At 64.5% G+C, this 25,822-nt stretch carries 22 protein-coding genes; 4 read left to right on the top strand and 18 right to left on the bottom strand.

Annotated features, from left to right (window positions below):
- Nucleotides 1-11 precede the first annotated feature (11 nt).
- The 12 genes from SINAC_RS19340 to SINAC_RS19285 all read right to left on the bottom strand — a co-directional run bounded on the left by SINAC_RS19340 (nucleotide 12) and on the right by SINAC_RS19285 (nucleotide 15,521).
- On the bottom strand, nucleotides 12-1,103 hold the full coding sequence (locus SINAC_RS19340; RefSeq protein ID WP_015247294.1) for an AroB-related putative sugar phosphate phospholyase (cyclizing): 1,092 nt from the start codon (nucleotides 1,101-1,103) through the stop codon (nucleotides 12-14).
- 40 nt (nucleotides 1,104-1,143) lie between these two features.
- Complete coding sequence (locus tag SINAC_RS19335; protein ID WP_015247293.1) at nucleotides 1,144-1,815, bottom strand: SDR family NAD(P)-dependent oxidoreductase; 672 nt, start codon at nucleotides 1,813-1,815, stop codon at nucleotides 1,144-1,146.
- Complete coding sequence (locus SINAC_RS19330) at nucleotides 1,808-2,623, bottom strand: aldolase/citrate lyase family protein (protein WP_015247292.1); 816 nt, start codon at nucleotides 2,621-2,623, stop codon at nucleotides 1,808-1,810. The genes SINAC_RS19335 and SINAC_RS19330 overlap by 8 nt, the downstream gene beginning before the upstream one ends.
- A gap of 46 nt (nucleotides 2,624-2,669) precedes the next feature.
- Nucleotides 2,670-4,481 (bottom strand): thiamine pyrophosphate-binding protein, encoded by a 1,812-nt coding sequence (locus SINAC_RS19325; protein WP_015247291.1) that lies wholly within the window; start codon nucleotides 4,479-4,481, stop codon nucleotides 2,670-2,672.
- The gene (locus SINAC_RS19320; RefSeq protein ID WP_015247290.1) at nucleotides 4,478-5,737 is read right to left on the bottom strand and encodes a class I SAM-dependent methyltransferase; all 1,260 of its coding nucleotides are present in this window, start codon (nucleotides 5,735-5,737) and stop codon (nucleotides 4,478-4,480) included. Before SINAC_RS19320 ends, SINAC_RS19325 begins: the two co-directional genes overlap by 4 nt.
- Nucleotides 5,738-5,783: 46 nt before the next feature.
- Nucleotides 5,784-6,866, bottom strand: coding sequence for a glycosyltransferase family 2 protein (locus SINAC_RS19315; protein ID WP_015247289.1), 1,083 nt, complete (start codon nucleotides 6,864-6,866; stop codon nucleotides 5,784-5,786).
- 7 nt (nucleotides 6,867-6,873) lie between these two features.
- A complete protein-coding gene (locus SINAC_RS19310; RefSeq protein WP_015247288.1) occupies nucleotides 6,874-7,947 on the bottom strand; it encodes an NAD-dependent epimerase/dehydratase family protein in 1,074 nt (357 codons plus the stop codon).
- Nucleotides 7,940-9,271, bottom strand: a complete 1,332-nt coding sequence (gene rfbH / locus SINAC_RS19305; RefSeq protein WP_015247287.1) for a lipopolysaccharide biosynthesis protein RfbH — start codon at nucleotides 9,269-9,271, stop codon at nucleotides 7,940-7,942. The genes SINAC_RS19310 and rfbH overlap by 8 nt, the downstream gene beginning before the upstream one ends.
- Nucleotides 9,264-10,241 carry an NAD-dependent epimerase/dehydratase family protein gene (locus SINAC_RS19300; protein ID WP_015247286.1) on the bottom strand — a complete coding sequence of 326 codons (978 nt, stop codon included), beginning with the start codon at nucleotides 10,239-10,241 and terminating at the stop codon, nucleotides 9,264-9,266. The genes rfbH and SINAC_RS19300 overlap by 8 nt, the downstream gene beginning before the upstream one ends.
- A complete protein-coding gene (gene rfbF / locus SINAC_RS19295; protein WP_015247285.1) occupies nucleotides 10,238-11,017 on the bottom strand; it encodes a glucose-1-phosphate cytidylyltransferase in 780 nt (259 codons plus the stop codon). The genes SINAC_RS19300 and rfbF overlap by 4 nt, the downstream gene beginning before the upstream one ends.
- 554 nt (nucleotides 11,018-11,571) lie before the next feature.
- Complete coding sequence (locus tag SINAC_RS19290) at nucleotides 11,572-15,120, bottom strand: M56 family metallopeptidase (RefSeq protein WP_015247283.1); 3,549 nt, start codon at nucleotides 15,118-15,120, stop codon at nucleotides 11,572-11,574.
- Complete coding sequence (locus SINAC_RS19285) at nucleotides 15,117-15,521, bottom strand: BlaI/MecI/CopY family transcriptional regulator (RefSeq protein ID WP_015247282.1); 405 nt, start codon at nucleotides 15,519-15,521, stop codon at nucleotides 15,117-15,119. The genes SINAC_RS19290 and SINAC_RS19285 overlap by 4 nt, the downstream gene beginning before the upstream one ends.
- Nucleotides 15,522-15,705: 184 nt before the next feature.
- Between SINAC_RS19285 and SINAC_RS19280 the strand changes: the two genes are divergently transcribed.
- From SINAC_RS19280 to rfbB, 4 genes are all read left to right on the top strand, one after another.
- The gene (locus SINAC_RS19280) at nucleotides 15,706-16,488 is read left to right on the top strand and encodes a GntR family transcriptional regulator (RefSeq protein WP_015247281.1); all 783 of its coding nucleotides are present in this window, start codon (nucleotides 15,706-15,708) and stop codon (nucleotides 16,486-16,488) included.
- Nucleotides 16,489-16,492: 4 nt separating this feature from the next.
- Nucleotides 16,493-17,368 (top strand): sulfite exporter TauE/SafE family protein, encoded by an 876-nt coding sequence (locus tag SINAC_RS19275; RefSeq protein WP_015247280.1) that lies wholly within the window; start codon nucleotides 16,493-16,495, stop codon nucleotides 17,366-17,368.
- A 3-nt stretch (nucleotides 17,369-17,371) separates the two neighbouring features.
- Entirely contained in the window at nucleotides 17,372-17,725 is a 354-nt protein-coding gene (locus tag SINAC_RS19270) for a DUF1634 domain-containing protein (RefSeq protein ID WP_015247279.1), read from the top strand.
- 330 nt (nucleotides 17,726-18,055) lie between these two features.
- Nucleotides 18,056-19,042 carry a dTDP-glucose 4,6-dehydratase gene (gene rfbB, locus SINAC_RS19265; RefSeq protein WP_015247278.1) on the top strand — a complete coding sequence of 329 codons (987 nt, stop codon included), beginning with the start codon at nucleotides 18,056-18,058 and terminating at the stop codon, nucleotides 19,040-19,042.
- Here the strand turns inward: rfbB and rfbC are convergent.
- From rfbC to SINAC_RS19235, 6 genes are all read right to left on the bottom strand, one after another.
- Complete coding sequence (rfbC, locus tag SINAC_RS19260) at nucleotides 19,039-19,599, bottom strand: dTDP-4-dehydrorhamnose 3,5-epimerase (RefSeq protein WP_015247277.1); 561 nt, start codon at nucleotides 19,597-19,599, stop codon at nucleotides 19,039-19,041. The two genes, rfbB and rfbC, sit on opposite strands and share 4 nt — an antisense overlap.
- A 314-nt stretch (nucleotides 19,600-19,913) precedes the next feature.
- Entirely contained in the window at nucleotides 19,914-20,864 is a 951-nt protein-coding gene (locus tag SINAC_RS19255) for an SDR family oxidoreductase (RefSeq protein WP_015247276.1), read from the bottom strand.
- A gap of 211 nt (nucleotides 20,865-21,075) precedes the next feature.
- A complete protein-coding gene (locus tag SINAC_RS19250; protein ID WP_015247275.1) occupies nucleotides 21,076-22,716 on the bottom strand; it encodes an ArnT family glycosyltransferase in 1,641 nt (546 codons plus the stop codon).
- Between the two features lie 177 nt (nucleotides 22,717-22,893).
- Entirely contained in the window at nucleotides 22,894-23,634 is a 741-nt protein-coding gene (locus tag SINAC_RS19245) for a class I SAM-dependent methyltransferase (protein ID WP_015247274.1), read from the bottom strand.
- A gap of 3 nt (nucleotides 23,635-23,637) precedes the next feature.
- Nucleotides 23,638-24,273: a class I SAM-dependent methyltransferase gene (locus SINAC_RS19240; RefSeq protein WP_015247273.1), complete on the bottom strand. Its 636-nt coding sequence runs from the start codon at nucleotides 24,271-24,273 to the stop codon at nucleotides 23,638-23,640.
- A gap of 4 nt (nucleotides 24,274-24,277) precedes the next feature.
- Nucleotides 24,278-25,552, bottom strand: a complete 1,275-nt coding sequence (locus SINAC_RS19235) for a glycosyltransferase family 2 protein (protein WP_015247272.1) — start codon at nucleotides 25,550-25,552, stop codon at nucleotides 24,278-24,280.
- Nucleotides 25,553-25,822: the final 270 nt, after the last annotated feature.

Genomic DNA, 25,822 nt, shown 5'->3' with positions numbered 1-25,822 from the left:
CCCCTTCGGGGCTACAAATTATTCGGAATTGAGATTCGTTCATAGTATTTGCTCAAAAGCTCAAAGACCTGAGCATTTGCGTCGAGCGGAACCTTCTCCATCTGCCCCGGCCCTCGGGTCAAGATGCAGGTGACCGAGGCGCCCGTGTTCTTCTTGTCCAGCTTCATCGCGGCGAAGACCGCCTGACGATCGGCCTGGTGCAGAACGCGTTCATACGGCTGATACCAGGGCTTCAAGAGCTCATCGATCGCATCAGCGGCCCCCGCCGGGGCAAGGGAGAGTTGCTCCGAAAAAAAGGTGGCCGTCGAGATGCCGAGGGACACGGCAATCCCGTGTGGAATGCCGTACTGAGTGGCCGACTCATAAGCATGGCCGAAGGTATGGCCGTAGTTCAGCAGGTTCCTTCTCCCCGTGTCGAACTCGTCCTGCTCGATGAACCCTTTCTTGATCCGCAAGGCGTCCCAAACGAGCTGGTCGAGCCCTTCCCCGGTGGCTGCATAGTGGGCGAGGTGGGTTTTCAACCGCGCCAGCTCGTTCTCACCGGCCACCAGGTGGAGCTTGATGATCTCCCCCATCCCCGAGCGAATCTCATCGTGGGGGAGGGTCCGGAGCAGGTCAAAGACGAGGTAAACTTGCTTCGGGGCGTGGAAGGTGCCGAGCTGGTTCTTGAACCGGCCGACGTTGATCGAGCTCTTGCTCCCGATGCAACTGTCGCACTGGGCCAGCAGAGTCGACGGCACCAGCGACCAGGCGATCCCCCGGAACAAGACCGACGCGATGAAGCAGCCGATATCCTGGAGGACCCCGCCCCCGACCACGATCAAGGTCGAGTTGCGTTTGATCCCGGCCTGGATCAGCGCCTCGATGATTGGCTCGATTGCAGCATACGACTTGGCCTCTTCCGAAGCCTCGATCACGAGCAACCGGCTCGAGGAATCAGCGACCTGCCCAAACGCATCAGGGTGGAGCGAGACCACCGTCGCGTCAGCCAGGACGAACCCGCCCCCGGCTGATGAGGATTCAAGGGCGGCCGCGATCGCCTCGGCGACCGTGTCCACCGCGTCGACCCGATAACGGCCTGAACTGCTCACGACTTCGAGCATCGGTCCCGTCCTCACTTTCGCGTTCGCTTTCGCTTCCATTTCACTGGCAGGTGAAACCGCCATCGATCACAAGGGCTTGCCCGACCAAATAGGTGTTATCCGTTGAGCAGAGGAACGCCACGAACCGGGCGATCTCTTCGGGCTGGGCGAGCCTCCCGACCGGGATTGTCCCCCGGATCGCCGCAAGCTGCTCCGGCGTATTGTTCGCCCGGGTGAGCTCGGTCTCGACGTACCCCGGGCAGACCGCATTGACCAGGACCCCGTGAGGCGCAAGCTCCAGGGCCGTCGTCCGGGTCAGGCCGATCAGGCCCGACTTGGCCGACGAATAAGAGGCCCGCCCCCCCTTCGAGGCGACGGCCCAGATCGAGCTGACGTTGACCACACGCCCCCACCCCGCCGACTTCATCCCCGGACTGAACCCCTGGATCAGGCGGAACGGCGCCGTCAGGTTGACCTGCAAGGTTCGAGCCCAATCCTCCGCCGAAACGGCCTCGAGCGCGGCGATCGGATTGATCCCGGCGTTGTTGACCAGGATGTCGATGCCGTCATCGTGGTGCGCCTCGATGTACCTGTCGATCGAAACCGGATCGAGCAGGTCGAGCTCCGACCGCGACGGCGTGATCACCTCGACTCCGCCGCACCGCAGCGCGATCGCAATCTCCGCGCCGATGCCCCGCGACCCGCCGGTGACAAGAGCCTTGTGCTTATGCATGGCCCGGCCGCTTCTGATTCACCATGTTGATCGAATCCTGATACCGCTTCTCCATCATCGCGAGGCGGCCGTCGTCCTCACGGTGGATCGCCCCATAGTAGGCCTTCTTGTTGCGGAGCCAGAGCAGCTCGAACTCGACCGCCTTGAGGAACGCCTCCTCAGGGTTGGCCAGCGCACCGGGACAACTGAAAATCACCTTGCGCGTCTCGAACCGATCGAGGTGGCCTTGGGGGAAGTCGCGGAAGAAGGGGAGCGAATGCGCAGAGACTCCTCCGCCGACGACCACCGACTTCCCCGCTTCCTTGGCCAGCTTGGCCACTTGCAGAGACAGCCTGAGAATCTCGTCGTTGTTGATCTGATCGCGGGCCAGGCCCATCGAACCGGAGAGGTCGACGCGGCCGATCACGACGCCGTGGAGGTGGTCAATCTGAGGGATCCGAAGCATCGCCTCGAAATTCTCGACCGAGGTCAACGTCTCGATGTTAATCAAAAGCTCGACTTCGTGGTCGTCACCGAACGCCAGCTTGGCCGCCCCGAGAAACTTCTGGAGCGCGTAGGGCGTCTCGACCATCGGGGCGATGATCCGTTCGACACCCAGGCTGATGGCGTCGAACATATCCTTCAGCGCCTCGCAGCCGCCGATCTTGATATTCATCCCGACACCGGCCTGGGCGCTGACGTCCTTCAAGCGCATGGCCTCTTCCATGCGGGTCCCCTCGGCCTCGAATTCCGCCTTTACCCCGGTGACGTGATACCGCTCCCTGAGCTCCACCAACCGCTCGATCATCTGCTTTTCCAGCGAATTCATCCAAGACTCTCCGATTATTCAGGAAGGGAAAATGAGGCCCGCCGAGTCACTCGGCCAGGGGCGGGATGATCATGTTCTCGGCGAATTCCTCGCGGCTGAGCAACGGCGTCAGGTCTTCCAGAGGGGCGGAGACCATCCGGCCGTCGGCGAGCTTCTTCGAGGCCAGCTTGGGGGCGAACGCCTGGGCGAGGTCAAGCATCACCTCGCAAACCTGCGGCCCCGGGCCCGCGAGGGTCTCCGCAACGGCGGTGGCGAGATCGCCATGCCGGTCGACCCGGCGGTACGGGATCCCATAAGCGGTCGCCAGGCGGCCGAAGTCGGGGAAGGACAGGCCGCTGTCCAGGCCACAGCCGACGATGTTGTCGGCGAAGTAGTTCTGCTGAGTCTGGCGGATCGAGTGATAGCCCTGGTTGTTCAGCACGAAAAGCTTGATCGGCAAGCCTCGGCCGACGATCGTCTGGAGCTCCTGGAGATTCATCTGGATGCTGCCGTCGCCGGCCAGGCAGACGACCGGACGCCCACCGCTGGCGAGGCAGGCGCCGATGGCCGCCGGCAGGTCGTACCCCATCGAGGCACACCCGGAGTTGGTGTAGAGCCGCTGGTGCTCCTGGATCTTGGCGGCCTGAAACGTCACCACACAGGCGGTGCCGTCGCCCGTGACCACGATCTGGTCGGCCGGAAGCTGATCGAACAGAACATCCACAAAACAGTAAGGGTTGACACCCGCCTCGGTCTCCCAGTACTCGGGCAGGACGGCCGGATACCGCCGGGCCCGTTCGCGTCCCCAGGCGAGCCAGGCGGAATGCGAAGGGGGCGGCTCTTCATGAACGAGCGCAAGGAGCCGGGGCAGAAAGTCGGCCAGGTCGGCGTGGATTGCCAGGCTGGGGCTGAGCGTCGGCTTCTTGAGTTCGTTGGCATCGACGTCGACCATGACCAGGTCCGCCGCGCGGGCAAACTTCTTCCAGTCGTAGCTGATCTGGCGGATATTGAGCCGGCAGCCGAGGACGAGCAAGAAGTCGGCATTCTGCACGGCGAAGTTGCCCGCCCGGTCGCCGATCGTGCCCGGCCGACCTACGTAGCACGGATGCTCATTCCAGATCACGTCGTGGGCGTTCCAGGAGGTCGTCACGGGGACGCCCAGGGCCTCGACGAGCTGGAGAAAATCCTCGCGGGCCCCTGCCCCGGCGAGGCGCACGCCCGAGCCAGCCATGATGACCGGGCGCTCTGCCTGCTTGAGGCGCGTGAGCACATCGCGGCAGGCGCCGTCGAGGTCGCTCGTGAACGCGATCCGGTCTTCTTGCGGGTCATAGCCGGGCAAGGCGGTCTCGTCGACGATCGCCCCTTGCACATTGATCGGCACGTCGAGCCAGACAGGCCCTGGACGACCGCTCCGGGCCAGGTGGAGGGCCCGCTCGAGGTGGTAGCGAATCGAGGTCGGCTCGGTGACCATCACCGCATACTTCGTGATCGGCTCAACCAGGCGGATGATATCCACCTCCTGGTCGCCGAGTTGCCTGAGCGGCAGGCCGGTGCTCCGGACGAGCGTTTCCCACTTGACCTGCCCCGAGACGACGACCATCCCGAGCGAGTCGGTCCAGGCGCCGAAGACTCCGGTGATGGCGTTCGTCCCCCCCGGGCCGGTCGTGACGTTGACCGCCGCCAGCCGGTTGGTCAACCGGAAATAGCTGTCGGCCGCCATCGTACAGGCCTGCTCGTGATGACAGCAGATGTACTTGAGCCCGTCGCAACGGCCGATGGCGTCATTCAGGTGCATGGCACCGCCGCCGGTGACCATGAACACATGCTCGATTCCGTGTTCGAAGAGGGTCCGGGCGATGTAATCGGCGACTCGAATCATGACGAATTCCTGACGTCGGACTCAGCTCCAAGACACAACACGCGATGGTTCAGCCCCATCTGGGAGATTTTCTCGACGATCTCCCGTTCGTGCAGCGTGCTCGTGATCAAAATGGGATGGGCCAGGCCCCGAACCTGCTCGGGGGCAAGCACTGGGACACCGCGAATCGTCTTGCCGTGATGAATCGGGTTGCCGTCGACGAAGGCCGCGATCTCGGCCTGACCGAGCGACGTCTCGGCGAGCAGCTTCATCGCCAACTGCCCTGCGCCCCAGACCAAGATCGGCCCCGATGATTCCAGGGCCCGCCTGATCTTGAGGTCGATCGCCGCGAGCAATCGCGCCGAGCCGGCAATATAAGCCTCGATCGCCGGCCTCAGGGTCTGATCCTTCCTCACCGCCTCCGCAGGAACCGGAAGGTTCGCCGCCGAGCCGACCCCGACCGCGTAGATCGCCGGATAGGGCATCCCGGGCGAGGTCATGAGCATCCGCCGGCCCGACTCGACCGGCTGCAAGCCACACGCTCTCAGCAAGTTCGCCAGCGAGTCGTGCGAAAAATGATTGATATGCTCTGTATTGAAATCCTGAAACGGCGCAAACAGGAAGTCGACGTACCGGGTCGCGTCGGGGACCTCGACATAGAGGATCGCACCCGGCTTCATCACCCTCCGGACCGCCTCGAGGGCCGGCCGAAGTTCCCGGACGTGCTCCATCACATGCGAAAGCAGAACCGCGTCCACGCTCCCCAGTTCGTCCGGGAGCCGGGTGAGCAATCCGGGGTAGGCTTCGATCCCAAGCTGGTCGCGCACATACCGGGCGCATCCGGGCGAGGGGTCGACCCCGCAAAGGTTCTCATAGCCTCGGGCCTTCAAGGCGGCGAGCAGTCCCCCGTTGGCACAGCCGATATCGACGATCCGCGCGGCGCGGTCCGGGATGAAGCGTGCGAGGTCCGCCGCCGTCCCCTCGAGCCGCTCGGCGTCCCACGGAGTCACGCCGCTGCCGGTCGAGGTCGTATTGTCCTCATACTTCGAGAACTTCGCGTAGAAGGCGTCGTAGTCCGCCTGATTGGCGGGCGTGGAGGCATACACGAAGCCGCAACGATCGCAACAGACCACCTTGTAGCCGTCCCGGAGCGGGTGATCCTCCGGCAGCACGAAGCGTTGGGTGTGCATCACGGCACACTCGCCCCCGTCGCAGACCGGGCAAGGTCGATCCGGAGGGGCCGAGCCGGCTTCGCTCCGGAGACTCGATTGCGCCATGAGTTTGGATCCTCCTTATCCAAAGTTCCAGGGACCAATCCAAACGTCAGGAACCGGCCTTCTCCCAGTCGAGCGGGCTTGGCATCGGCGGTCCGTCCTGGACCGCGTAAACATAACGCCTGCGATTGCCGTCGTTCGCTCTCGATTCGGGGGGAGGCCCCTCGAAATTGAGCCGCTCCTTCTCGATCACAAGGGGTCGCTTCTGAACTTGCGTATGGATCGCCCCGATGTACTCACCGATGATCCCGATGAAGAACAATTGCACCGACGAGAACAAGAGGAGGCTGATCAGGATCGGCGCCACGCCGACGCTGAACCAGTTCCAGAAGAGCAGTTTGGCGATGAAGTAGCCGATCGCCAAGAGCAAGCAGACGGCCGACATCATGAACCCGGCGATCGTCGCCACGCGCAGCGGAACCTTCGAGTGGTTCGTGATCCCGAGCATGGCGATGTCATAGAGCGAATAAAAATTGTTCTTCGTGATCCCCCGCCGCCGCTGGGGCTGGCGATACGGGATCTTGCAGCAGTCGAGGCCGATGTCCGCGATCAGGCCACGGAAGTAGGGGTGAGGGTCGTCGATCTCCCGGAGAATCTCGATCACGCGCTGGTCGTACAGGCCGAAACCCGTGACGTGCTGCATCAGCTCGATGTCCGCCAGCTTCGCGGCCAGGCCGTAGTACATCGACCGCAACGCATACATCAGCGGTTGCTCGTCCGACTCCACCTTGACCCCGATGATGATCTTCGACCCTTCCTCCCACCGCTTGATGAAGTCCGGGATCATGCTCGGGGGATCCTGGAAATCCGACGCCATCAGGATCGTCGCATCGCCGTCGGACTGGAGCATCGCATGGAAGGGCGAGCGGATGTGGCCGAAGTTCCGCGCGTTCACGATCACCTTGACATTGGGATCGGCGTGGGCCAGCTCGCGCAGGATCGCGACGGTTCCATCCGTCGACGCATTATCAATATATAAGTGCGAGTAGCGATATTGCGGAAGCTCGGCGAAAACCAGCTTGATCGCCTCGTAGAGCTCCCGGACGTTCTCCACCTCGTTGTAGCAGGGGGACACCACGCAGATATGCTTGCGCTGTCCCTGCGCGACTCCGGAATCCTGGTCAGCGTGCATGAAAGCCTCACGGGACGAGGGAGGGAGAAGGGCAATCCACCAGGTTCCGAATCCGATTCCGATGCCAACGAACCGTACGGGCGATCGCGTCGTCAAAACCGATCGGGCAAGCGAGGCCGAGCTCGTCCCGCGCCCGGGCGGTCGAGGGGACGTAGCGTGTGGCCAGGGCCCCCGCAATCGGTTCCCGATCAATGCCCCAGGCGACCCCTTCGGCCTCGGCGATCCGACGGGCCACGTCACCGATCGTGAGCGCCTCTTCACTGCCGACGTTATAGGAGCGGCCTGGGACTCCGCGCAGCAAGATCGACCAGAGCCAAACCATCAGGTCGGCCGCATACTGATAGGATCGCCAAGGCGTGCCGTCCCCGGCGACCCGGACCGGGCCGCCGGCCAGGGCGTCGCGCACGAAGTTCCCCACCGCGAAGTGAATGTCGAGCGGGAGGTAAGGCCCGACGAAGGCGAAGCAGCGGGCGATCACCGCCCCCAGGCCGTGGGCGTGGCACTCCAGCGCCGCGAGATGCTCGGCGACCCGCTTCCCCTCACCGTAGGCCGATCGAGGGTCGGTCGGATCGGGGGCGCCGGGGTAATCCTCGCCGACGTGGGTCAGCGTGGCGGGCTGGGAGCCGTAGACCGCCCCCGAGCTGGTGAGCAGGAACCGCGATGCGCCCGAGCGTCGCGCCAGGTCGAGGGTCCGCCGCGTCCCCTCGACGATCGTCTCGAACATGATCCGAGGGGCCTCGGCGTTCAGCGCGGCGCTGGCCTCGGTGGCCGCGTGAATCACGTGCGTGAACGTCCCCTCGGGGTCCGCAAAGCTGCGGACGTCCCCTTCATACAAGCGGACCGCCCGATGCCCGGCCAGGTGCGGTGCCTTGCGGGCGAACGCGGCGGGGGAGCGGGTCAGCACCACCACCTCGACCCCGAGCCGGCGATGAGCATCGGCCCAGAGGAGGCTCTCCAGCAGCCAGCAGCCGAAGAAGCCCGTCCCCCCGGTGAGGAACAGGCGAGCGCCGCGGAGGTCTTCCCAGAGCGGGTCCACCTGGGCGAGCACATGGTCGAGGTCGTCGGCCAGCGGGTTAGCCATGGACGGCCTCGCGGCAAAAATCTTCGAGCGACGCGATCATGGAGTCGATCATGGCCGCCGAGAGCCCCGGGTAAACGCCGACCCAGAGCGCCTGGTTCATGACGAAGTCGGTATTCGCCAGGTCGCCGATCGTGCGATGCTCGATCTCGACATACGCCGGCTGTCGCAGCAGGTTGCCCGCGAAGACCAGGCGGGTCGCAATCTTCCGCCCGTTCAGGAAGTTCACCAACTCGCGGCGGGTGAACGGTGCGCCGGGGCGGACCGCCAGGGGGAAGCCGAACCAGCTCGGGTCCGAGCCGGGGGTGGCCTCGGGGAGGACCAGGAATTCCTCGAGCCCCGTGAGCCCGTTGCGGAGCCGGCGAAAATTGTCCCGGCGGGCCGCGACGAACCCGTCGAGCTTGGCTAACTGCGCCACGCCCACGGCCGCCTGCATGTCGGTCAGCTTCAGGTTGTAGCCGATGTGCGAATAAATATACTTGTGATCGTAGCCGGGGGGTAATTCGCCGAGCTGCCAGTCGAACCGCTTGCCGCAAGTGTTGTCCATGCCGGGGGCGCACCAGCAGTCGCGGCCCCAGTCGCGGAATGATTCGACGAGCGTTTTGAGCCGGGGGCGATCGGTCAGGACGGCCCCCCCCTCGCCCATCGTGATGTGGTGCGCCGGGTAGAAGCTGACGGTGGCCAGGTCGCCGAACGTGCCGACGTTCTTGCCGTCGTAGGTCGAGCCGACGGCGTCGCAGCAATCTTCGATCAGCCAGAGGTTGTGCTCGCGAGCGAAGGCGGTGACCGCGTTCAGGTCGAACGGGTTGCCCAGGGTGTGGGCGATCATAATCGCCCGGGTCCGGCTCGAGAGCGCGGGCTCGAGCTGGGTCGGGTCGATGTTATAGGTCGGGATCTGAACATCCACGAAGACCGGCACAAGATGATTCTGGATGATCGGGTTGACCGTGGTCGGGAAGCCGGCGGCCACAGTGATGACCTCATCGCCCGCTCGGAGCCGGCGCTCGCCCAGCTTAGGGGAGGTCAGGCAGGAGAGGGCCACGAGGTTGGCCGACGACCCCGAGTTCACCAGCAAAGCATGGCGCACCCCGAACCGGGCGGCGAACTCGCGCTCGAACTGCTCGGCGAACCGGCCCGTCGTCAGCCAGAAGTCGAGCGAGGAGTCGACCAGGTGGACCAGCTCCTCGTCATCGAAGACCCGCCCCGCGCAGGCCAAGGCGCTCTCCCCCGGCGTAAACGGACGCGTTGGGAATGCGGCCGTGTGATAGCGGCGGACCAGATCGAGGATCTGCCGTCTCAGGTTTTCGCTCGACTCATTCTCATTCATGAGAGAAGAAATCCCTGTACCACCGGATGGTGCGGGCCATCCCCTCGTCCAGGTCAAACAGCGGCGCCCACGCGAGCTCGCGCCTTGCCTTGGCCGCACTCAGGTACTGATGAATGATCTCGTTCGAAGCCTCATTGCGAATCTCCGGCTCCAGGTCGCTCCCCATCGCGCGGAGGATCGCCCGAACCAGGTCGAGGACCGTGACCTGCACCTCGTTGGAGAAGTTGTACGCCGCCCCCGCCAGCTCGGGCCGATCAGCCAGGGCCTCGGCCAGGACGAGGTAGGCGTTGGCCCCGTCCTCGACGTAGAAGTAGTCGCGGACGAACTTGCCGTCGGACCGGATCACCGGCCGCTGGCCGCGAATGACCGAGCGAATCGTCCCGGGGACGATCCGGTTCCAGTTCAGGTCGCCCCCGCCGTAGAAGTTGCCGCACCGGGTGATCGCCACCGGCAGCTTGTAGCTGACGGCATAGGAGTGGGCGATCAAATCCGCGCATGACTTGCTCACGTCATACGGGTGCTGCCCCTGCAAGGGAGTCGACTCGTCGTAGGGGAGCTGCTCCTGATCGCCGTACGCCTTGTCGGACGAGGCGAGCACCACCTGCTTGACTGCCGGCGAGCGCCGGCAGGCCTCGAGCAGGGCCCAGGTCCCCTGGATATTCGACTCGAAGGTCGAGACCGGGTTGCGGTTGGCCGTGCCGACAATCGTCTGGGCCGCCAGGTGGAAGACCGTGTTGATCTCATGCTCGCCCAGGGCCCGCTCCAGCAGCCCTTGATCGCGAATGTCCCCCCGGACCACCTTCACCCGATCGACCAGCCGATCTCGGATCAGACCGCTCTGAGGCACCCAGTCACGGACCAGGCAGGTGACGTCGGCCCCTGCATCGAGCAGGCGGGTCACCAGCCAGCCGCCGACCAGGCCCGTCGCGCCGGTGACAAGCGTCGGCCTGTCCAGCCAAAACTTGCTCATTTCTCCCAGACCTTCCACGGCGCCTGGCCGCTATCCCACAGGTCGTTGAGCGCCTTGTATTCGCGGTACGTATCCATCGCGAAGAAGAAGCCCTCGTGCCGGTAGATCATCAATTCCCCCTGCTGCGTGACCCGTTCCAACGGTTCGCGCTCGAGGATGCAGGAGTCGCCATCGAGGTAGTCGAGCAATTTGCGGTTGAAGACGAAGAACCCGGCGCTCGACCACCCCTCGATTTGCGGCTTCTCCGCAAAGTTGACCACGCGATCCGCGCTGTCGACCTCGAGAGCCCCGAACCGCGAGTAAGGGCGGATGGCCGTCACGGTCGCCATCCGGCCGTGGCTCTTGTGGAACGCGAGGAGCCGGGTGATGTCGACGTTGGCGACCCCGTCGCCGTAGGTCACCATGAACGTATCGCCGTCCAGGTAACGTGCTGCGCGTTGGATCCGGCCGCCGGTCATCGTCTCCTCGCCGGTATCGGCGAGCGTGACGCGGAAGTCTTGCTCTTCATGAGCGTCGTGCAGGGTGACGCTATGCCGTTGCCCCAGGCAAATGGTGAAGTCATTATTCATGGCTTCATAGTTCAGGAAATAGTCTTTGATCATCTTGCCACGATAGCCGAGGCAGAGCACGAACTCGCGGAAGCCGTGGTGCGCGAACAGCTTCATGATGTGCCAGAGGATGGGACGCTGGCCGATTTCCACGAGAGGCTTGGGACGGAACTCGGTCTCCTCGCGAAGCCGCGTCCCCTGCCCTCCGCAAAGTATCAGAACCTTCATGGGCATCCCTTCCGAGGCCGGCGAGTCTTGCCTTTTGATCTTCCGAGTCAATCGTTCGTTCTGACGATCTCACGTCATTTTTCGGCCCGGGAAGCCCGGCTATTCGGGAAAATCGGCAAATTCGACCGCGACCGTGCGTAATCCTCGAGCCGAGGAGGAGAAATGAGAATCAATGACCGTTGAAAACGACTTTCCTCGGAGTCACGTAATCTCTTCACGGCAAATTACTTGCGCGCAGAGTCTGCGTTCCGTCCGGGAGTCGGCAAATCGGCCAAGCCAAAACAACACAAAAAAAAGGGGGACTGAGCCTCAACCTCGCGAGGCTCGACCTGGCCGATTTCGCGCATTATACGACCCCTCCCGAGACTGAGCAAAGTCAGGTCGTGCGAAGTGGGTGGGGTTGGTTGGTCCAAAGCCGAAGGCTAGGAAGGATGGGCAGGCATCAATTCCAAAGGCCGGGCGTGAGTCGAAGTGGATCTCGTCGGGGACGGCTTCCGCCAGGAAAAGGCCGCTGCCCATCCTGCTTCCGAAGCCGTCCCGACGAGAAATCGCGGTCAGTTCCCGGCGGGCTTGACCGGCTTGAGCGGACTCCAGGCGGGCAAGGTCGCGCGGATCTCGAGCGTCAGGTCCCGGTCGGGCTCGACGGTGCGCGAGCCGCCCGACGGCTGCCAGCGCAGGCCGCTGCGATCGTTCAAATCGACGGGCTTGGCCGGCAGATTGCTGAACCGGAATCGGCCCTGGGCGTCGGTTCGCCCCTCGGCCTCGTAGGCGACGCGTTCGTCTTCGCGCCCGACGGGCAGGTGGGCGTAGACCTCGACCCCTGGGATCGGCCAGCCGGTCGCGACGTCCAGGACCCGCCCCGACACCACGTGGCCGGTCTGCAAGCGAATCTCGACCGGTGCGCCGCCTGGGTTCAGGTCCACCGCAACCGGCTGATCGTCCTTGCGAAGATTGAGTTCGGCACGGTAGGGGCCGATCACGGGACTGAGGCCGTCGAACTGGAACCGGCCCTCGTCATCGGTCAGTGTGGGCGGGCTCCAGGACATCTCGGCGTGGGGATGCCTCAAGTTCAGCATGACCGGCATCCCCCGGCGCGGCAGGCCGTCCGGGCCGACGACCCGCCCCGAGGCGGTTACCGGCTTCGCAAGTCGAAGCTCGACGCGTTCGGTCGCCCGCGTCCCGTCAAGCTTGACCGGCTGGCTGATCTGCTTGTTGTGCCCCTGGGACGCCACAACGACATACGTGCCGCCGATCGGCAACGGAGAGAGAAAGAAGCGCCCCTGCTCAATGACGACGTTCTGGGATCCTCCAAGTTGCCCCCCCTCCAAGGCTGGCGGCTTCTCGACCATCTTGCATTCGATGGAGACATTCTCGCCAACCGGCTTACCGTCGGGGTCGAACACCTGGCCGATGATCGCCCCGGCCGGCACCCCTTGAACCTCGACCTCCATCGGCTCGGCCCCCGGCTCAACCTCAAAGCTCCCACTCGGGAACCAGTAGCCCACCACCCCCTGCGCCTCGTAATAGACGGAACCAGGAGCCGGGGCGTCGAACACCACCTTGCCCTTCTCGATCGGCAAGCTTAGCCCTACTGAGGAGAACGCCTTAACGACCCGTTCCGCCCCCGACGAGTAGCTCAACACCCCCTCTATATTGTAAGGGGCGGGACCAGGAACCGGGGTGCCGAACGCCACTTTGCTCTTCTCGATCGGCACGCTACGACTCGTGGCCGGTGCCTCCCCCGCGTGGGACGACGCAAGGATCTGGACCGCCCCCGACGGTTCGAGCGCCCCATCGGGCGTGGTGATCCGGAGCACCACGCGGCGCATGCTCGCTGGAATCACAGTCACAGGCTGAGGCTGAGCCAGGTCGATTGTCACCGAATCCTCCGGCCGCTCCACGACCAGCCGGAAACTCTGTTTCCCCGCCGCCAAGGTCGCCTCACCCGGCAGCAGACCCTTGATGAGAAACGAACCGCCCCCCTCCGTCGGCTCAACGGGCACGCTCCAGAAGAGGTCCTGAGAGCGCGGGCCGTGCTGGAGATCAGGAATGGCGACCTTCTGGCTAACCCAGATGATCGGCTTGCCGGCGTCCTGTTTGAGGGTGGCAAGATCGCCCCTGATCGTGCCGGCGATCGTGCGGTCGCGGTCGACAGTCCAGCGCAGGCCGCTCTGGCCGGGCTCGACGCCCGTCACGACGCAGCGGCCGTGGGAGTCCGTTTCGATCAGGAACGCATACGTCTTCTCGTTCTCGAGCCGGTCGAGCGTGAACCGTCCAGCGGAGTCCGTGGTGGCAATGGGGGGCTCGTGGCCTCCGCGTCCCCAAGCCGTTGTCGGCCCGGCCTCGAAAAAGTTCTTGATCCGCGCACCGGCGATCGGCTCGCCGTCGTTCGTCACAACGACGCCACGGGTCGGCTGCGCATGGGTGATGGCCAGCTTCGTGTCGACGTCCGGTTTGAGGGTCACGCTGCCAGTGGAGAATGGCTGGAATCCGGCCCCGTCGATACTCAACTGATAAGGGCGTCGCGAGGCATGCGGGATCGTGGCAATTCCTTCAACGTCGGTGACCCAACTCGCGCTGTTGAAGGACGAACCATCCTCCGTGACCAGGCCCACCGTGACCCGCGCGCCAGCGGCTGGCGCACCCCGTTCGTCCACCACGCGGATTCGCGCGGGGAAGCCGGCTTCGAGCAAGATGTCGATCCCCTCCACGGTCTGACCGCGTCGGGTGGCGAAGGGGCCAACCAAGGTGGGGGCGTAGTCTTCGGGTCCGACATAGAGATACGTCAAGCCCGCATAGCTCGACTCGAACGAGAAGGTCCCCTTCAGGGGTGACAACGCAACCATGGCCGAGGAGTTCCGCGATTGCGTGAAGGTGGAGGCGGCAACCGGCTTGGACAAGGGCAAGCCATCGGGAGTGCGGATCGTCCCCTTGATCGTGACCTTGCCCTCCCCCGCGGCCTCCTGGTCCTTCGGCGCATATTCAGCCTGGGCGACCTTCAGCCGCTCGAGCCTTTCGGCGGGGGCGAGCACCTGGGCGGCCAGGCTGACGGCCACGCGCGTCCCGCGCTGCAAACCGAACAGGAAGGCCGGCCCGACCAGCAGCAAGGCAAGCAGCCCCCCCCACGAGATCCGCGCCCTTGGCCGCTCGCCCGGGCGCAGGATCCGGAGGATCCGCTCACGCAGGAGGGAGGGATGCCCCGGCCCCCCCCAGGCGACGGCGACCGTATGCGGCGTCGTCCGCTGGACGCGCTCGGCCCAGTCGGCCAGGGTCCGCGAGTAGTCGAGGGGCCGGCCGGTCAAAGCCACGGCCATCGCGTCGCAACAGGCCTCACGCTCGACCCGCACCTGCCGACCCAGCCACCAGACGACCGGGTTGAAGAAGAGGAGCGACTCGACGAGCATCTGCGCCAGGTTCCAGAGAGAGTCGCGCCGCCGGATATGCGCCAGCTCATGGGCGAGGATCGCCCGCAACTCGTCGGCCGGCAGGCTGGTCGCGAAGGCGAGCGGAAGCACGATCGTCGGCCAGACCAGGCCGAGCACGCACGGCCCGAAGTTGTCTCTGCAAGGCACGACGCGGACCTGGCAGCGGATGCCAATCTCGCGCCGAAGGCGTTCCACCAGGTCGAGGAGATCCCGGTCGTGGACTCGCGTCCCCCGCGTCAGGCGAACGGCCCCCAGCGCCGAGCCGGTGGTGCGTGCCAGCATGAGGGCCACACCCGCCAGCCAGCCCAAGGCCGCCACCGGCACCCAATCGAAACCGACCTGCCTTGGTACAGCCTCCTCGGGAACCCTGGCCATGATGGCGGGCTCGGCCTGCGGCAAGACGACGACCGGGAGCGGGGCGAAGCGAACGGCCAGCGGCAGGGGCTGAGGCCGCGTCGGCGGGTATTCGAGGACGGCCCAGGTCGCCAGCCCGGCCGGGAGAACCGCGAACTGCGCGGTCAGCGCCAGTAGGTATCGGGCGTGCGGATGGCGGACCGAGACCCACCGCAAAGCCAGCACCAGAAGCAAGGCCAGCACCGCCCCTTGCCAGAGCGTGTGGAGCAATGCGAAGACAAGGTGCCGCCAGGCCGGTTGTGCGAAGAGATCGAGAGGATTCATGAGGCCTCCTCTTCCGGTCCCGGGGCCACCTTCCGCTCCGCGTCCTGAATGACCTGCCGGATCTGCGCCAGCTCGTCGGCATCGAGCTTCGAGCCGTCGAGCAGCGACTGCAAGGCCCGCGCCGGGCTGCCGCCGAAGACGTTGCGCACCAGCTCGCGCATCATCGGCCGCAACACCTGCCCACGCTTCACCAACGTGTGGTAAACGTGCGCCTGGCCCTGTGGCGAGTGCCCAATCAGCCCCTTCTTCTCCATCACCTGCAACACGGAAAGGACCGTCGTGTACGCCCGGTCCTTCCCGTCAGGAAGCGCCTCCTGCACCCCCCGCACCGACGACGGCCCGCGGTCCCAGAGCACCGCAAGCACCTGCAACTCCAGCTCCGACGGTCGTGTACTCTTCATCAAATGGCCCCCCCCTACTTGGCTACTATGAACCCAGTATCTACTGGACTCATAGTAAAGTCAAGAAGACGGGGCACTCGGCTGAAACGACCGTCAAGTCCCCTAATTTGTCTCCCTGAAACCTTCAGGATCTTGCGAAGACCTGACCCTTGACGACCGGACGTCACGACGTCATGATGTCCGTATGAATCCGAATCCACAAAGTGCCATCCCGCTCTATTTCCAGATTGAGCAGGACCTCGCGTCGTTGATCGCCTCCGGAGTGCTCGCGCCCGGCAGCCAGATCCCTTCGGAAGAGGAGTTGGTCCAGAAATATGGCGTCAGTCGGACCACGGTCCGCAAGGCCGTCCAGGAGTTGGAGCGTCTCGGGCTCATCGAGATCAGGCGAGGGAAGGGGACGTTCGTCCGCGCAGCGAAGCTCACGCAAGAGCTGACCGCCCTGACCGGGTTCGTCGAGGATATGGTGGCGATCGGGTTGCAGCCCTCGGCCAAGCTGCTCAGCAAGGAAACGGTCCCGGCTACCGAGGAAGTCGCCCGGCAACTTCGGCTGCCGATCGGCACGGAGGTCATGCAAATCAGGCGGGTCAGGATGGCCGACGACGTCGCGATCTCACTGGATGAGACCTATCTGCCTCTCGGGCTCGGACGAAAGGTCGTGGAGAACGACCTGGAGGTCTATCCCATCTTCTCTTTGCTGGAAGGGAAATACGACACGCCGCTTCTCGAGGCTGACTACCGAATCGAGGCGGTCTCGGCCGACCCGGCCGTCGCGGAAGCACTCGGGATTGAAGAGAAAGCCCCCATTCTCCTGATCGAGCGGGTCTCGTACTCGCTCGACCAGAACCCGGTGGATTTCGAGAAGCTGTTTTACCGGGGCGACAAGCTCAGGCTCACCACGCGTCTGCAAAGGCGCCCGTCCCCGATCCCGCTCGAGGCCCTGCCGCGGATCGCTTCGAAAGGAAGGTGAAGGCATGAGCATAGGAAGTCCAGATTTCACCGTGCTCGTCGGCTTGACGTCGCTGGCGGCGGGCCTGCTCGGCGGCATGTTGGGGATGGCGGCGGGGATCTTCATCGTTCCGGCCCTCGTCTTGCTGTTCGGCGTCGACATCCGCCATGCCGTCGGCGCCAGCCTGGTCTCGGTTATCGGCTGTTCCTGCGGGAGTGCGGCCAGCGCCATGGAGAATCGTCTCACGAACGTGAGATTGGCCATCTTGCTGGAGATCGGCACGACGCTCGGGGCCCTCACGGGCGTGGTCCTCGGGGGCGTCTTCCCTGAGTCGAGCTTGTATCTGCTGTTCGCAGTGATCTTGTTGGTCTCCGCCTACCAGATGTTCCGCAAAAGAAAGGGGGCCGGTGCGACGCAAGACTTCGAGGGACCGCCGGACCGGTGGGCAACCAGGTTGCGGCTCAACTCCAGTTATCCCGAGCCGATGACTCAGCAGGAGGTTGCTTACCGTGTAAGCCGCGTCGGGTTGGGACTGGTCCTGATGTATGCCGCCGGCGCGGTGTCCTCGCTGCTCGGTATTGGGAGCGGCGTGCTGAAGGTCCCCGCGATGGATTCGGCTCTCCGGCTCCCGATCAAGGTCTCCTCAGCGACCTCGAATTTCATGATCGGCGTGACAGCGGCGGCGAGTGCGGGCATCTACTACGTCCGGGGGGATATCCTGGCCAAGCTTGCCGCCCCCGTCGCCTTGGGCTCGATCGCCGGGGCCTACCTGGGGACGAAGATCCTCATGCGGACCTCGAATGAGCGAATCCGCAAGTGGTTCATCGTCGTCCTGCTGGCACTCGCGGCAAAGATGTTCCTCGCCGCACTTCAGGGCGGCGGCCCGGTGAGAGGGATCTGAGCAATGAGCGTGGCACCGAACAAACCCCAGCAGCTCGCCCGCATGGAAGGGATTCTCGCCAGCCTCCTGCGTTACGGCGCCCTCGTCGCCTCCGGCTGGATCCTCCTTGGAATCGCGTTGAGCGTATTCGACGACATTTCCCCGCTCGTTCAAGGCTCAACGGCTCTTTCCGATCGATGCCTGTCGATCGGCATCGTGCTGCTCATCGCTCTCCCGGTGCTGCGGGTCGCGCTGACGACGGCGGTATTCCTGTTCGACAAGGACTACCTCTTTGCAGCCATCTCAGGGGCGGTCCTGCTCATCATCACGCTGGGATTCCTCCTGGGCCTGATCAATCCCAACAGCAAATTTCTCTGAAACCCTGTTCTCCGGCACCTTTACAGACCCAGCGGTTTTACGCAACGCAGCCCCGAAAGGGCGACCGTCAGAGCCGGCCTGCGGCATCTGACGGTCGCCCCTCCGGGGCTGCAAAGAATCCTCATTTGATCTCATCCTATTCCCAGAGGTTTCACCCCTGGCGAGGAACGGTCGCCTCCCCAGGGCGACAATACTCTCCACACGCCGGGAAGACTTTGCCCGCCTGGCTTTTCTGCCCCTCGAGAGTTGACCAGGCGGGTGTTAGTAAGGCAGGATGTTCAGGAAAATCGCGATCAATTTGCACGGACGGCAAAGAAGAAAAGGCTCCTCATGAAGCGGATTCTCGTTACCGGCGGCTGCGGGTTCATCGGCGCGAACTTTGTGCGGTGGGAGCTCGAGACTTACCCCGAGTTGGAGGTGACCAACCTCGACGCCTTGACGTATGCCGGCAACCCGGACAACCTCGCGGGCCTGAACGGCGAGTCGCGCTATCGGTTCGTGAAGGGGGATGTCGCGGACAGGTCGCTCGTCATGGGCCTGGTGGCCGAGGGGTTCGACGCAATCGTTCACTTCGCGGCCGAGAGCCATGTCGACCGCTCGATCGACGACGCCACGCCGTTCTTGCGGACCAACATTCAAGGGACGCAATGCCTGCTCGACGCCGCACGCGCGGCGGGCACCCCCCGGTTCGTTCAGGTCTCGACCGACGAGGTTTACGGCACGCTCCTGCCCGACGACCCGCCCTTCTTCGAGTCGACCCCGCTGGCCCCCAACAGCCCGTACGCCGCCAGCAAGGCCGGGGCCGACCTCCTGGTCCGGGCCGCCTACCACACGCACGGCCTGGAGACCATCATCACCCGCTGTTCGAACAACTACGGCCCGTATCAGTTCCCCGAGAAGCTGATCCCCTTGTTCGTGACCAACGCCCTGGCCGACATCCCCCTGCCCGTCTACGGAGACGGCCGGCAGGTCCGCGACTGGATCCACGTCTCCGACCACTGCCGAGGGGTCGACGCCGCGCTCCGGCAGGGACGGGCCGGTGAAGTCTACAACTTCGGCGGCCGGAGCGAGCGGTTCAACATCGACGTCACCCGCGCGGTGCTCACCTTGACCGGCAAGCCGGAGACCTTGATCCGCCACGTCACCGATCGCCTCGGCCACGACCGCCGCTACGCCGTCGACTGCTCGAAGGCCGAGTCCGAGTTGGGCTGGCAGGCCCTGACCTCGTTCGAGACCGGCCTGGCCGCGACGGTGGACTGGTATCGCACCCACACCCCATGGGTCAATCGGATCCGCTCGGGCGCCTATCGCTCTTAAATCTCAGGCCAGGCGGGGAGCCGGTCCGGCGGGATCGCCCGGAGCCGTGGTGCGTCTCGGTCTTTGGCCGCCAGGATCGGCGAGGAGACGGGCCACTCGATCGCCAGGTCAGGGTCGTCCCACGCGACGCTCCCCTCAAACTCGGGGCGATAGAAGTTCGTACACTTATACATGAACACGGCAAATTCACTGGTCACGACAAAGCCGTGGGCGAATCCGGGCGGGATGTAGAGCTGCCGGTGATCGGCCGAGGACAGGGTGAGGCCCATCCATTGCCCGAAGGTCGGCGAGCCAACGCGGATGTCCACGGCGACGTCGTAAACTTCGCCCTGGAGGACCATGACGAGCTTCCCCTGGGCAGCGGGGTGCTGGTAGTGGAGTCCTCGGAGCACCCCCTTCGCGGAACGCGAAAGGTTGTCCTGAACGAAGTCCGAAGGGATTCCGGGGTCCCCGGATCGTGACTGGTTCCAGGTTTCAAGGAAGTAGCCACGCTCGTCCCGAAAGATCCGGGGTTCGATCATGACGGGACCTTGAAGGCGTGTCCCACGAAGGTTCATCAGGTCGCTCTCGACGTGAAGAGACGGAGTTTTCAGTTTCACGGAGAAGGACGAGGTGGGCGGAACAGAACGATCGAATCGGCCAATCAAACGGTCGGCTTCCTCGCCCGCTTCCGACATCCTTGTCTGGCGCCGACTTCCGAAACCGCGTTCCCGAAAAAAAAAGGGGGGGGGTGGAAGCCAGCCCGTGCAACTTACTCCCTCAGTCTTTTCCTGACTACCGCAGTTCGCCAGCGATGCTGCGGAGCGGAGACGTTGCTCCGGCGGCGGCTGAGAGGTGCGCCGGAGCAAACGCCTACTCCTTTTGGATTTGATCAGTTGCGTCCCTCGAGCGTCGCATCCAGCGTGCGGCGCAGGCCGTCTTCGAAATCCACCAAGGGGCGATAGCCCAAGACCTCCTTGATGCGATCGAGGCTGGCCTGGGAATCGAGCACGTCCCCCTCGCGGGTCGGGTGGAACTCGGGCTCCAGTGTGGTTCCCAAGATCTTGTTGATCCCGGCGACGAGATCGAGCAGGCTGATCCTCCCCCCCGTGCCGACGTTGAGCACGACGCCCCCGAGCGGCTTCTCGGAGCGCATGGCGGCCAGGTTCGCGGCCACGACGTTGCTGACGTACGTAAAGTCCCGCGTCTGACTGCCGTCGCCGTTAACCGTGGGCCGCTTCCCTTCGGACATGAGGCGGGCGAACCGAGAGATCACCCCGCTGTACGGGCTCGACGGGTCCTGGCGCGGCCCGAAGACGTTGAAGTAGCGGAGACTCACCCCGTCCAACCCGATCGTCTGGGCATAGACGCTGACGTAGTGTTCGCCCGCCAGCTTCCCCACGGCGTAAGGACTGAGCGGTCGGGGGAACATCGCCTCATGCTTGGGGAGTTCCACGGTGTTGCCGTAGGCACTACTCGACGCGGCAAACATGAACCGCTTGACCCCCGCCTGCCGGGACGCCTCGAGCATGTTCAACGTCGCCGTCGGGCCGCTGGCGTGAGAAGGGAGCGGCTCGCGAACCGACCGGGGGACACTCGGAATCGCCGCCTCATGGAAGACGAACTCGACGCCGTCGACCGCCCGGCGGCAGACCTCGAAATCCGATAGGTCTCCCTCCAACCACTCGTAACGGCCCTCCAAATGGGCGAGATTGGAGCGATGGCCCGTGGCAAGATTATCCACAACCCGCACGCGGTATCCGTCGTTCAGAAGCGCTTCCACCAGGTGCGAGCCGATGAAGCCGGCTCCGCCCGTCACAAGAATCAAGCTGGGGTTCTTCACGTCAATCAATCCTCAAATCCAGGAGAAGCGCAACGAGCCCATCCAGACAAGATTGGCAAGATCGCCAACCTTTCGGGCCGTCAAATCCAAAAAGATTCATTGGTCGAGCCTGCCCAGCCACCCGGAGGTGAGCCACGCGCGGGTCAACGGCTCGAGTCACCTCGAATGCCGATCACCCCAAATCCATAACGACTTGTGACTTATCCCTCTTTCAACGGGAGGGAGCGTATTCCGGCTTTCTGGTCCGCGGCTTGTCAGCCCCCGTGACTTGCTCGCGGCGCCGGAAGAGTTGATACGTTGTCGAAGGCTGACCCGACCGGGCCGACGGGCCAAACTCGGTGAAGTCGTTGCTCCCGGCGAGACCGGCGGCGGCTGTTGAGGTGCGGCCGACGATGAAAACATCGGCGCCGCTCGCGGCGAACTCCTCCGGCGTGGCATGGGGGTTACACCCCAGGAACGGCCGGTCGAGCAACAGGCCGACGTACATCGCCATGGTGTCGTCACCGGCGAGCGCCGTGCCGGTATCCGTTCCACGGAGCGCCTCGGCGAGCGCGACCAACTCGGCATCCGACTTCATGCCCCGCAAGTTCATCGAAAGCGAGAAGAGGAGAGGAGCGCCGAACGAGACCAGAATCAAGGCGATGCCGGCGCACCGACCCGGCTCGCTCCAGAGCCGCCCGTGAGGAGCCGCCGTGTAGACGACTCCGCAGACGGCCGCGAGGACAAACGGGTAGATGACAAAATAGTAACGATCGGACTCCACAAAGACGGGCAAATAGATCATCACCACGCACACCACCGGCACCGCAGCCCACCGCCAACGGTCCGCACGCATGTTCTGCCGCCAGGGGGTGTGCACCAGAAACGCCAGAGCGAGCGCCAGGGGCGCGAGGCTGAACCCGTCGAATGCCTGCGTGAACACGCCAATCACGTTGGACAAGTTCCGGACGACAAGCTTGGCCTGGTGCTTGAGGTGCCCCGCGCTCTGAAACGGGGACCAGTACGGGTAGGACAACCCGGTCGGATCTTCCCAGGTGGTGAGCCGGCCCGGCTCCGGCCGGAGAAAGCTCCGGAACGTCGGGTGAAGGCTGTCCGACGCACTCCCCTGTGGGCCTTCCCGGGGACCGACGATCGCGTGGGCGATTTTCGCGGTCGTGGAAATCGTCGGCCGACCGTATTTAAGGCTCAGCAGGGCGATCCAAGGGGCGGAGACCAGGCCCGCCACGACAAGGGTGTAAACCGAGGCACGGAGCAAGGCGCGCGGGGTGTCCTCGCCGATGGCCCACCGCAGGGCGGCGATCCCCGCCACGACGAGGACCGCGATCGGCAAGGCAACGGCCTTGGCGAGGTAGGCAGCTCCCAAGAGCAGGCCCGCGACCAGGGGCGTCCCCCCCTTCTGCGTCCACTGCGGCAACAGAAGGAAACTGATCCCGAAGCAAGTCAGTCCCGCCATCAAGAGGTCCGGGGCGATCTCCAAGGCAGACTCGTTGGCAGCGAGCAGACCGACCAGGCAGGAGCCGATCACCATCCCGACCGGGGGCAGTTGCAAGTTCCGGAAAACCGCCAGGCTGCCCGCCGTGAAGACCAGGCCCGAGCCCCCCATGGCGACCCGTGCCGCGAAGAGCGGGTCGTGGAACAGGGCGATCATGGGGGCCATCAGCCAGCTCAGCATCGGCCCCCAGTAGCCGGAGACCGCCAGGCCGGTCTTGCCGGCCGCGTAATAGGAGGCGATCCGAATATAAGAGACCGCGTCGGGATTCAACTGGTGGCGCCGCAGATACCCCAGCAGGAGCATCAGCCCCACCTGGCAGACGAGGACCGCTGGAATCAGAGGGGTGCCAACTCGCTTCATCGGAAGTAAACTCCGGGAGCCTGGGGCGAGAATCACGCGAGCGACCGGGAAAGCGAAGCGGAACCGAAGTTCGAGTGGGTCAAGAGCGGCACGCCCTCACAAATGCGGCGGAGCCGCCTCGCAAACGTGAGCCCCGGTGCGGTCGGTGGGCGTCGTGGGGAAGGGCAGCAGCGAGTTTTACCCGCGCCGGCCCCGGCCGACATATTGCAGCTTCCCCCACGATTGCTTCGAGACGATGGGATCGAATCGTCGCGTCATCGCGTCCATGATCACGCGCGGCTGGCCGAGCCATGCCTCGTAGGTGGTGCGTTCATGCTCGATCATGGTGGCCAGGGCGTCGACCTTGGCGACCAGCCTCCGCGCAAGCCGACGGTCGCAGACGGCGTGGACGAAGGCGAGGAATGGGGTCAGCCACGGTTCGACGATCACCACGCGTCCCTCGTCGCCCAGAACGCGGCGGATCTCGTCCAGGGTGCGTTCCAGGTCTGCGGGGAGGTCGGGCAAATGGTGGAGTCCCCCTTGGATGATCACGATGTCCTTGGATCGATCCTCGAAGGGCAGTTCCCGGCAGTCGGCGACGTAGCAGCGAGAGGGGCCGTCGTACCGGGCCAACAGCGTAGCCGAGAGATCCACCCCCTCCACCTCGCGGAACCCGAGCCGGTCGAGGGCGCGGAGTCCGTTACCTCGGCCGCAGAAGAGTTCCACGATGCGGGCGTCGCGCGGCCAATCCCGCGCACCGAGCCGAAGCAGCCGGGTCTGGAACTTCTGGATCTCCTGTTCGGGCGTCTCGAACCGGAGATAGGCCGCCTCCCATGGGTCGTCGCAGCAGACCTGGTGAGCCGTGACGTGGACGAGGGCGGGGCGCGCCGGGTCGATGGCAGCCGGGTCAACGTCCTGAATGGGGCGGTCGGCACTCACGGCTCAATCCCTCACAGAGTGTTGGCTGGCGGTGACTTGGCTCAATTCAAGCTGGGCGACGAAGTGGAGCGAAGACCCAAAGATCCAGTCGGCCGGGCCGGGGTAGAGCCGGAGCGTGTCCCGCCACACCCTGACCGCAAGCTCCAATTCCTGGAAGGCCGAGCGCCAACGGTCGCCCGGCCAGTAGTTGTAAGGCAGGACGACGCCGTGGTGCGCGTTGCCGACGTAGTCCATGAACCGCAGCCTCGGGCCGGCAAGCAGGCCGTCGCGCGTATGATCCTTGATCAGCACCCCGCGTCGGGCCACCCGCACAGCCTCGCGAAGCAGGATCATCGGGTCTTCGGTATGGTGGAGCACATCGACGAACATGACGACGTCGACGCTATCATCGGGCAAGGGAATCCGCTGACCGTCGAAAGGGCGAACGGGGATGTGGGTCTTCTCCCGCTCCAGGACGTCGATGCCGGTGAGGGTGATGCCCGGCCTCTGCTGTTGAATGAGGCTCGCCAGCAGTCCGTCGCCACAGCCGACGTCGAGCACCGACGCGTCGGAGGGAAGCAGCTCGGCCAGGTGATCGGCCAGGACGTGGACGCGTCGGCCGTGAACGTAGCCGTCATGCACCTTCTGGATCAGGCCCATATCGTCAGCGGACCTCCGAAGCAAGGGCAACCGCAGCTTGGGGAACTCCGGCCGCCGCATTCTCGTTGGCTCGGCGGAGGCTCTCACGCTCGTGGAACTTCGCCGTTTCGACCCAGATCGAGGCCACCTGGAGCATCACCAGGGTGATCAAGGCCTGGAAGGCCACCATCAGCCCGAACGCGCCGACCATGATCCGCGACCAGTGCAGCGTAATGCGGCCCGATGTGACGAACATCCAGATCCCGGGCGCGAGCAGTACGAGCGACCCGAGGACGCTCAGGCCCGCGAAGATCAGCAGCGGCTTCCAGGCGAAGCAGTGGATCACGGCGGACATCCAGAACGAATCGCCGTCGCGACGCTTCGGCCCGAGGGCCGACATCCGGTTCGCAAGCACGGCGGCGGCCAGCAGCATGAAGCCGGCGCTGCCCAGCATGAAGCAGGCAACGAACCGGTAGATCATCCACTCCTCGATCCGGCGGTTGTGTGCGTAATACTCAACCGGATTGGCCGCCAGCACGAGGCCGAGCAACAGGCAAGCGCTGAAGGCCATCAGGAAGAGCCGCTCGGGCCGGTAGCAAAGTACCCCCTCGAAGATCGTCCGGAGGAAGCGGACCCCATCCTTCAGAACGCTGAGCTTGCTGGTGCCGATCCGCTCTTCGTAGCGCATCGGGATCTCGACGACGCGGAGTCCGTTAATAAGAGCCTTGGCACTCATCGAGGGGGTGAAGTGCAGGCGATCCGGCAGAGGATAGAGCATGTCCAGGGCGCTGCGGCGAATGACGCGCATCCCGCTGGCCGTATCGGTGACCCGCCGGCCGCAGAGGATGCCAAGCAGGATCGCGTAGAGCACGTTGCCGACGCGGCGGATGCGCGGCATCTTCGAGTCCGCCCCCATCCGCGAGCCGAGCACGACCTCCGCCCCCTCGTCCAGGGCCTGGCGGCACATTTCGCCGAAGTAGTGCGGGTCGCAGGTCCCGTCGGCGTCGATGAAGCCAACCAGGCTGCCGGTCCCCTGGGCGAACCCCTCCTTGATCGCCGCGCCGTAGCCCCGGTTCTTCTCGAAGACGATGACCTGGACCTCCTCGAAGCCCCGAGCGATCTCGACGGTGCGGTCGGTTGAGCCGTCGCTGACGACGATGATCTCGATCGCGTCGAGGCGGGCCACCCGCTGGATCTCCGCCCGAGCATCGAGGCAGCGACGGAGCGTGCCGCCGATGGCTTCCTCCTCGTTCAACGCAGGCAGAACGATCGTCAACGTTCGGGCTTGGTCCGCTCTCATGAACTCTCTCCGTGGGATCTCCTGGACACTTCCCGAGTCTCAAATTGTGCGTAAGTGTCGCACAATTTGCCAGGGGCTAGTGTCTTGACAGTTCAAAAAAAGGCGAGCCGATCTTGCCTGGCGACCTATTAAGGCTCAAGCACGCACAAAAACCTTCACGCGAGTCTCGATGAGTGGATTCGGGCGCAAACCTCTCGAAGATAAAATATGCTCGAGTCCGAATTTTCTGCAGGCCCGAAGGGCTGCAAAATCCATGCTTTTTTTCTGATT

Source organism: Singulisphaera acidiphila DSM 18658 (assembly GCF_000242455.2).
In the GTDB taxonomy this organism is placed as follows: domain Bacteria; phylum Planctomycetota; class Planctomycetia; order Isosphaerales; family Isosphaeraceae; genus Singulisphaera; species Singulisphaera acidiphila.
This window is presented reverse-complemented; position numbering and strand designations above follow the sequence as displayed.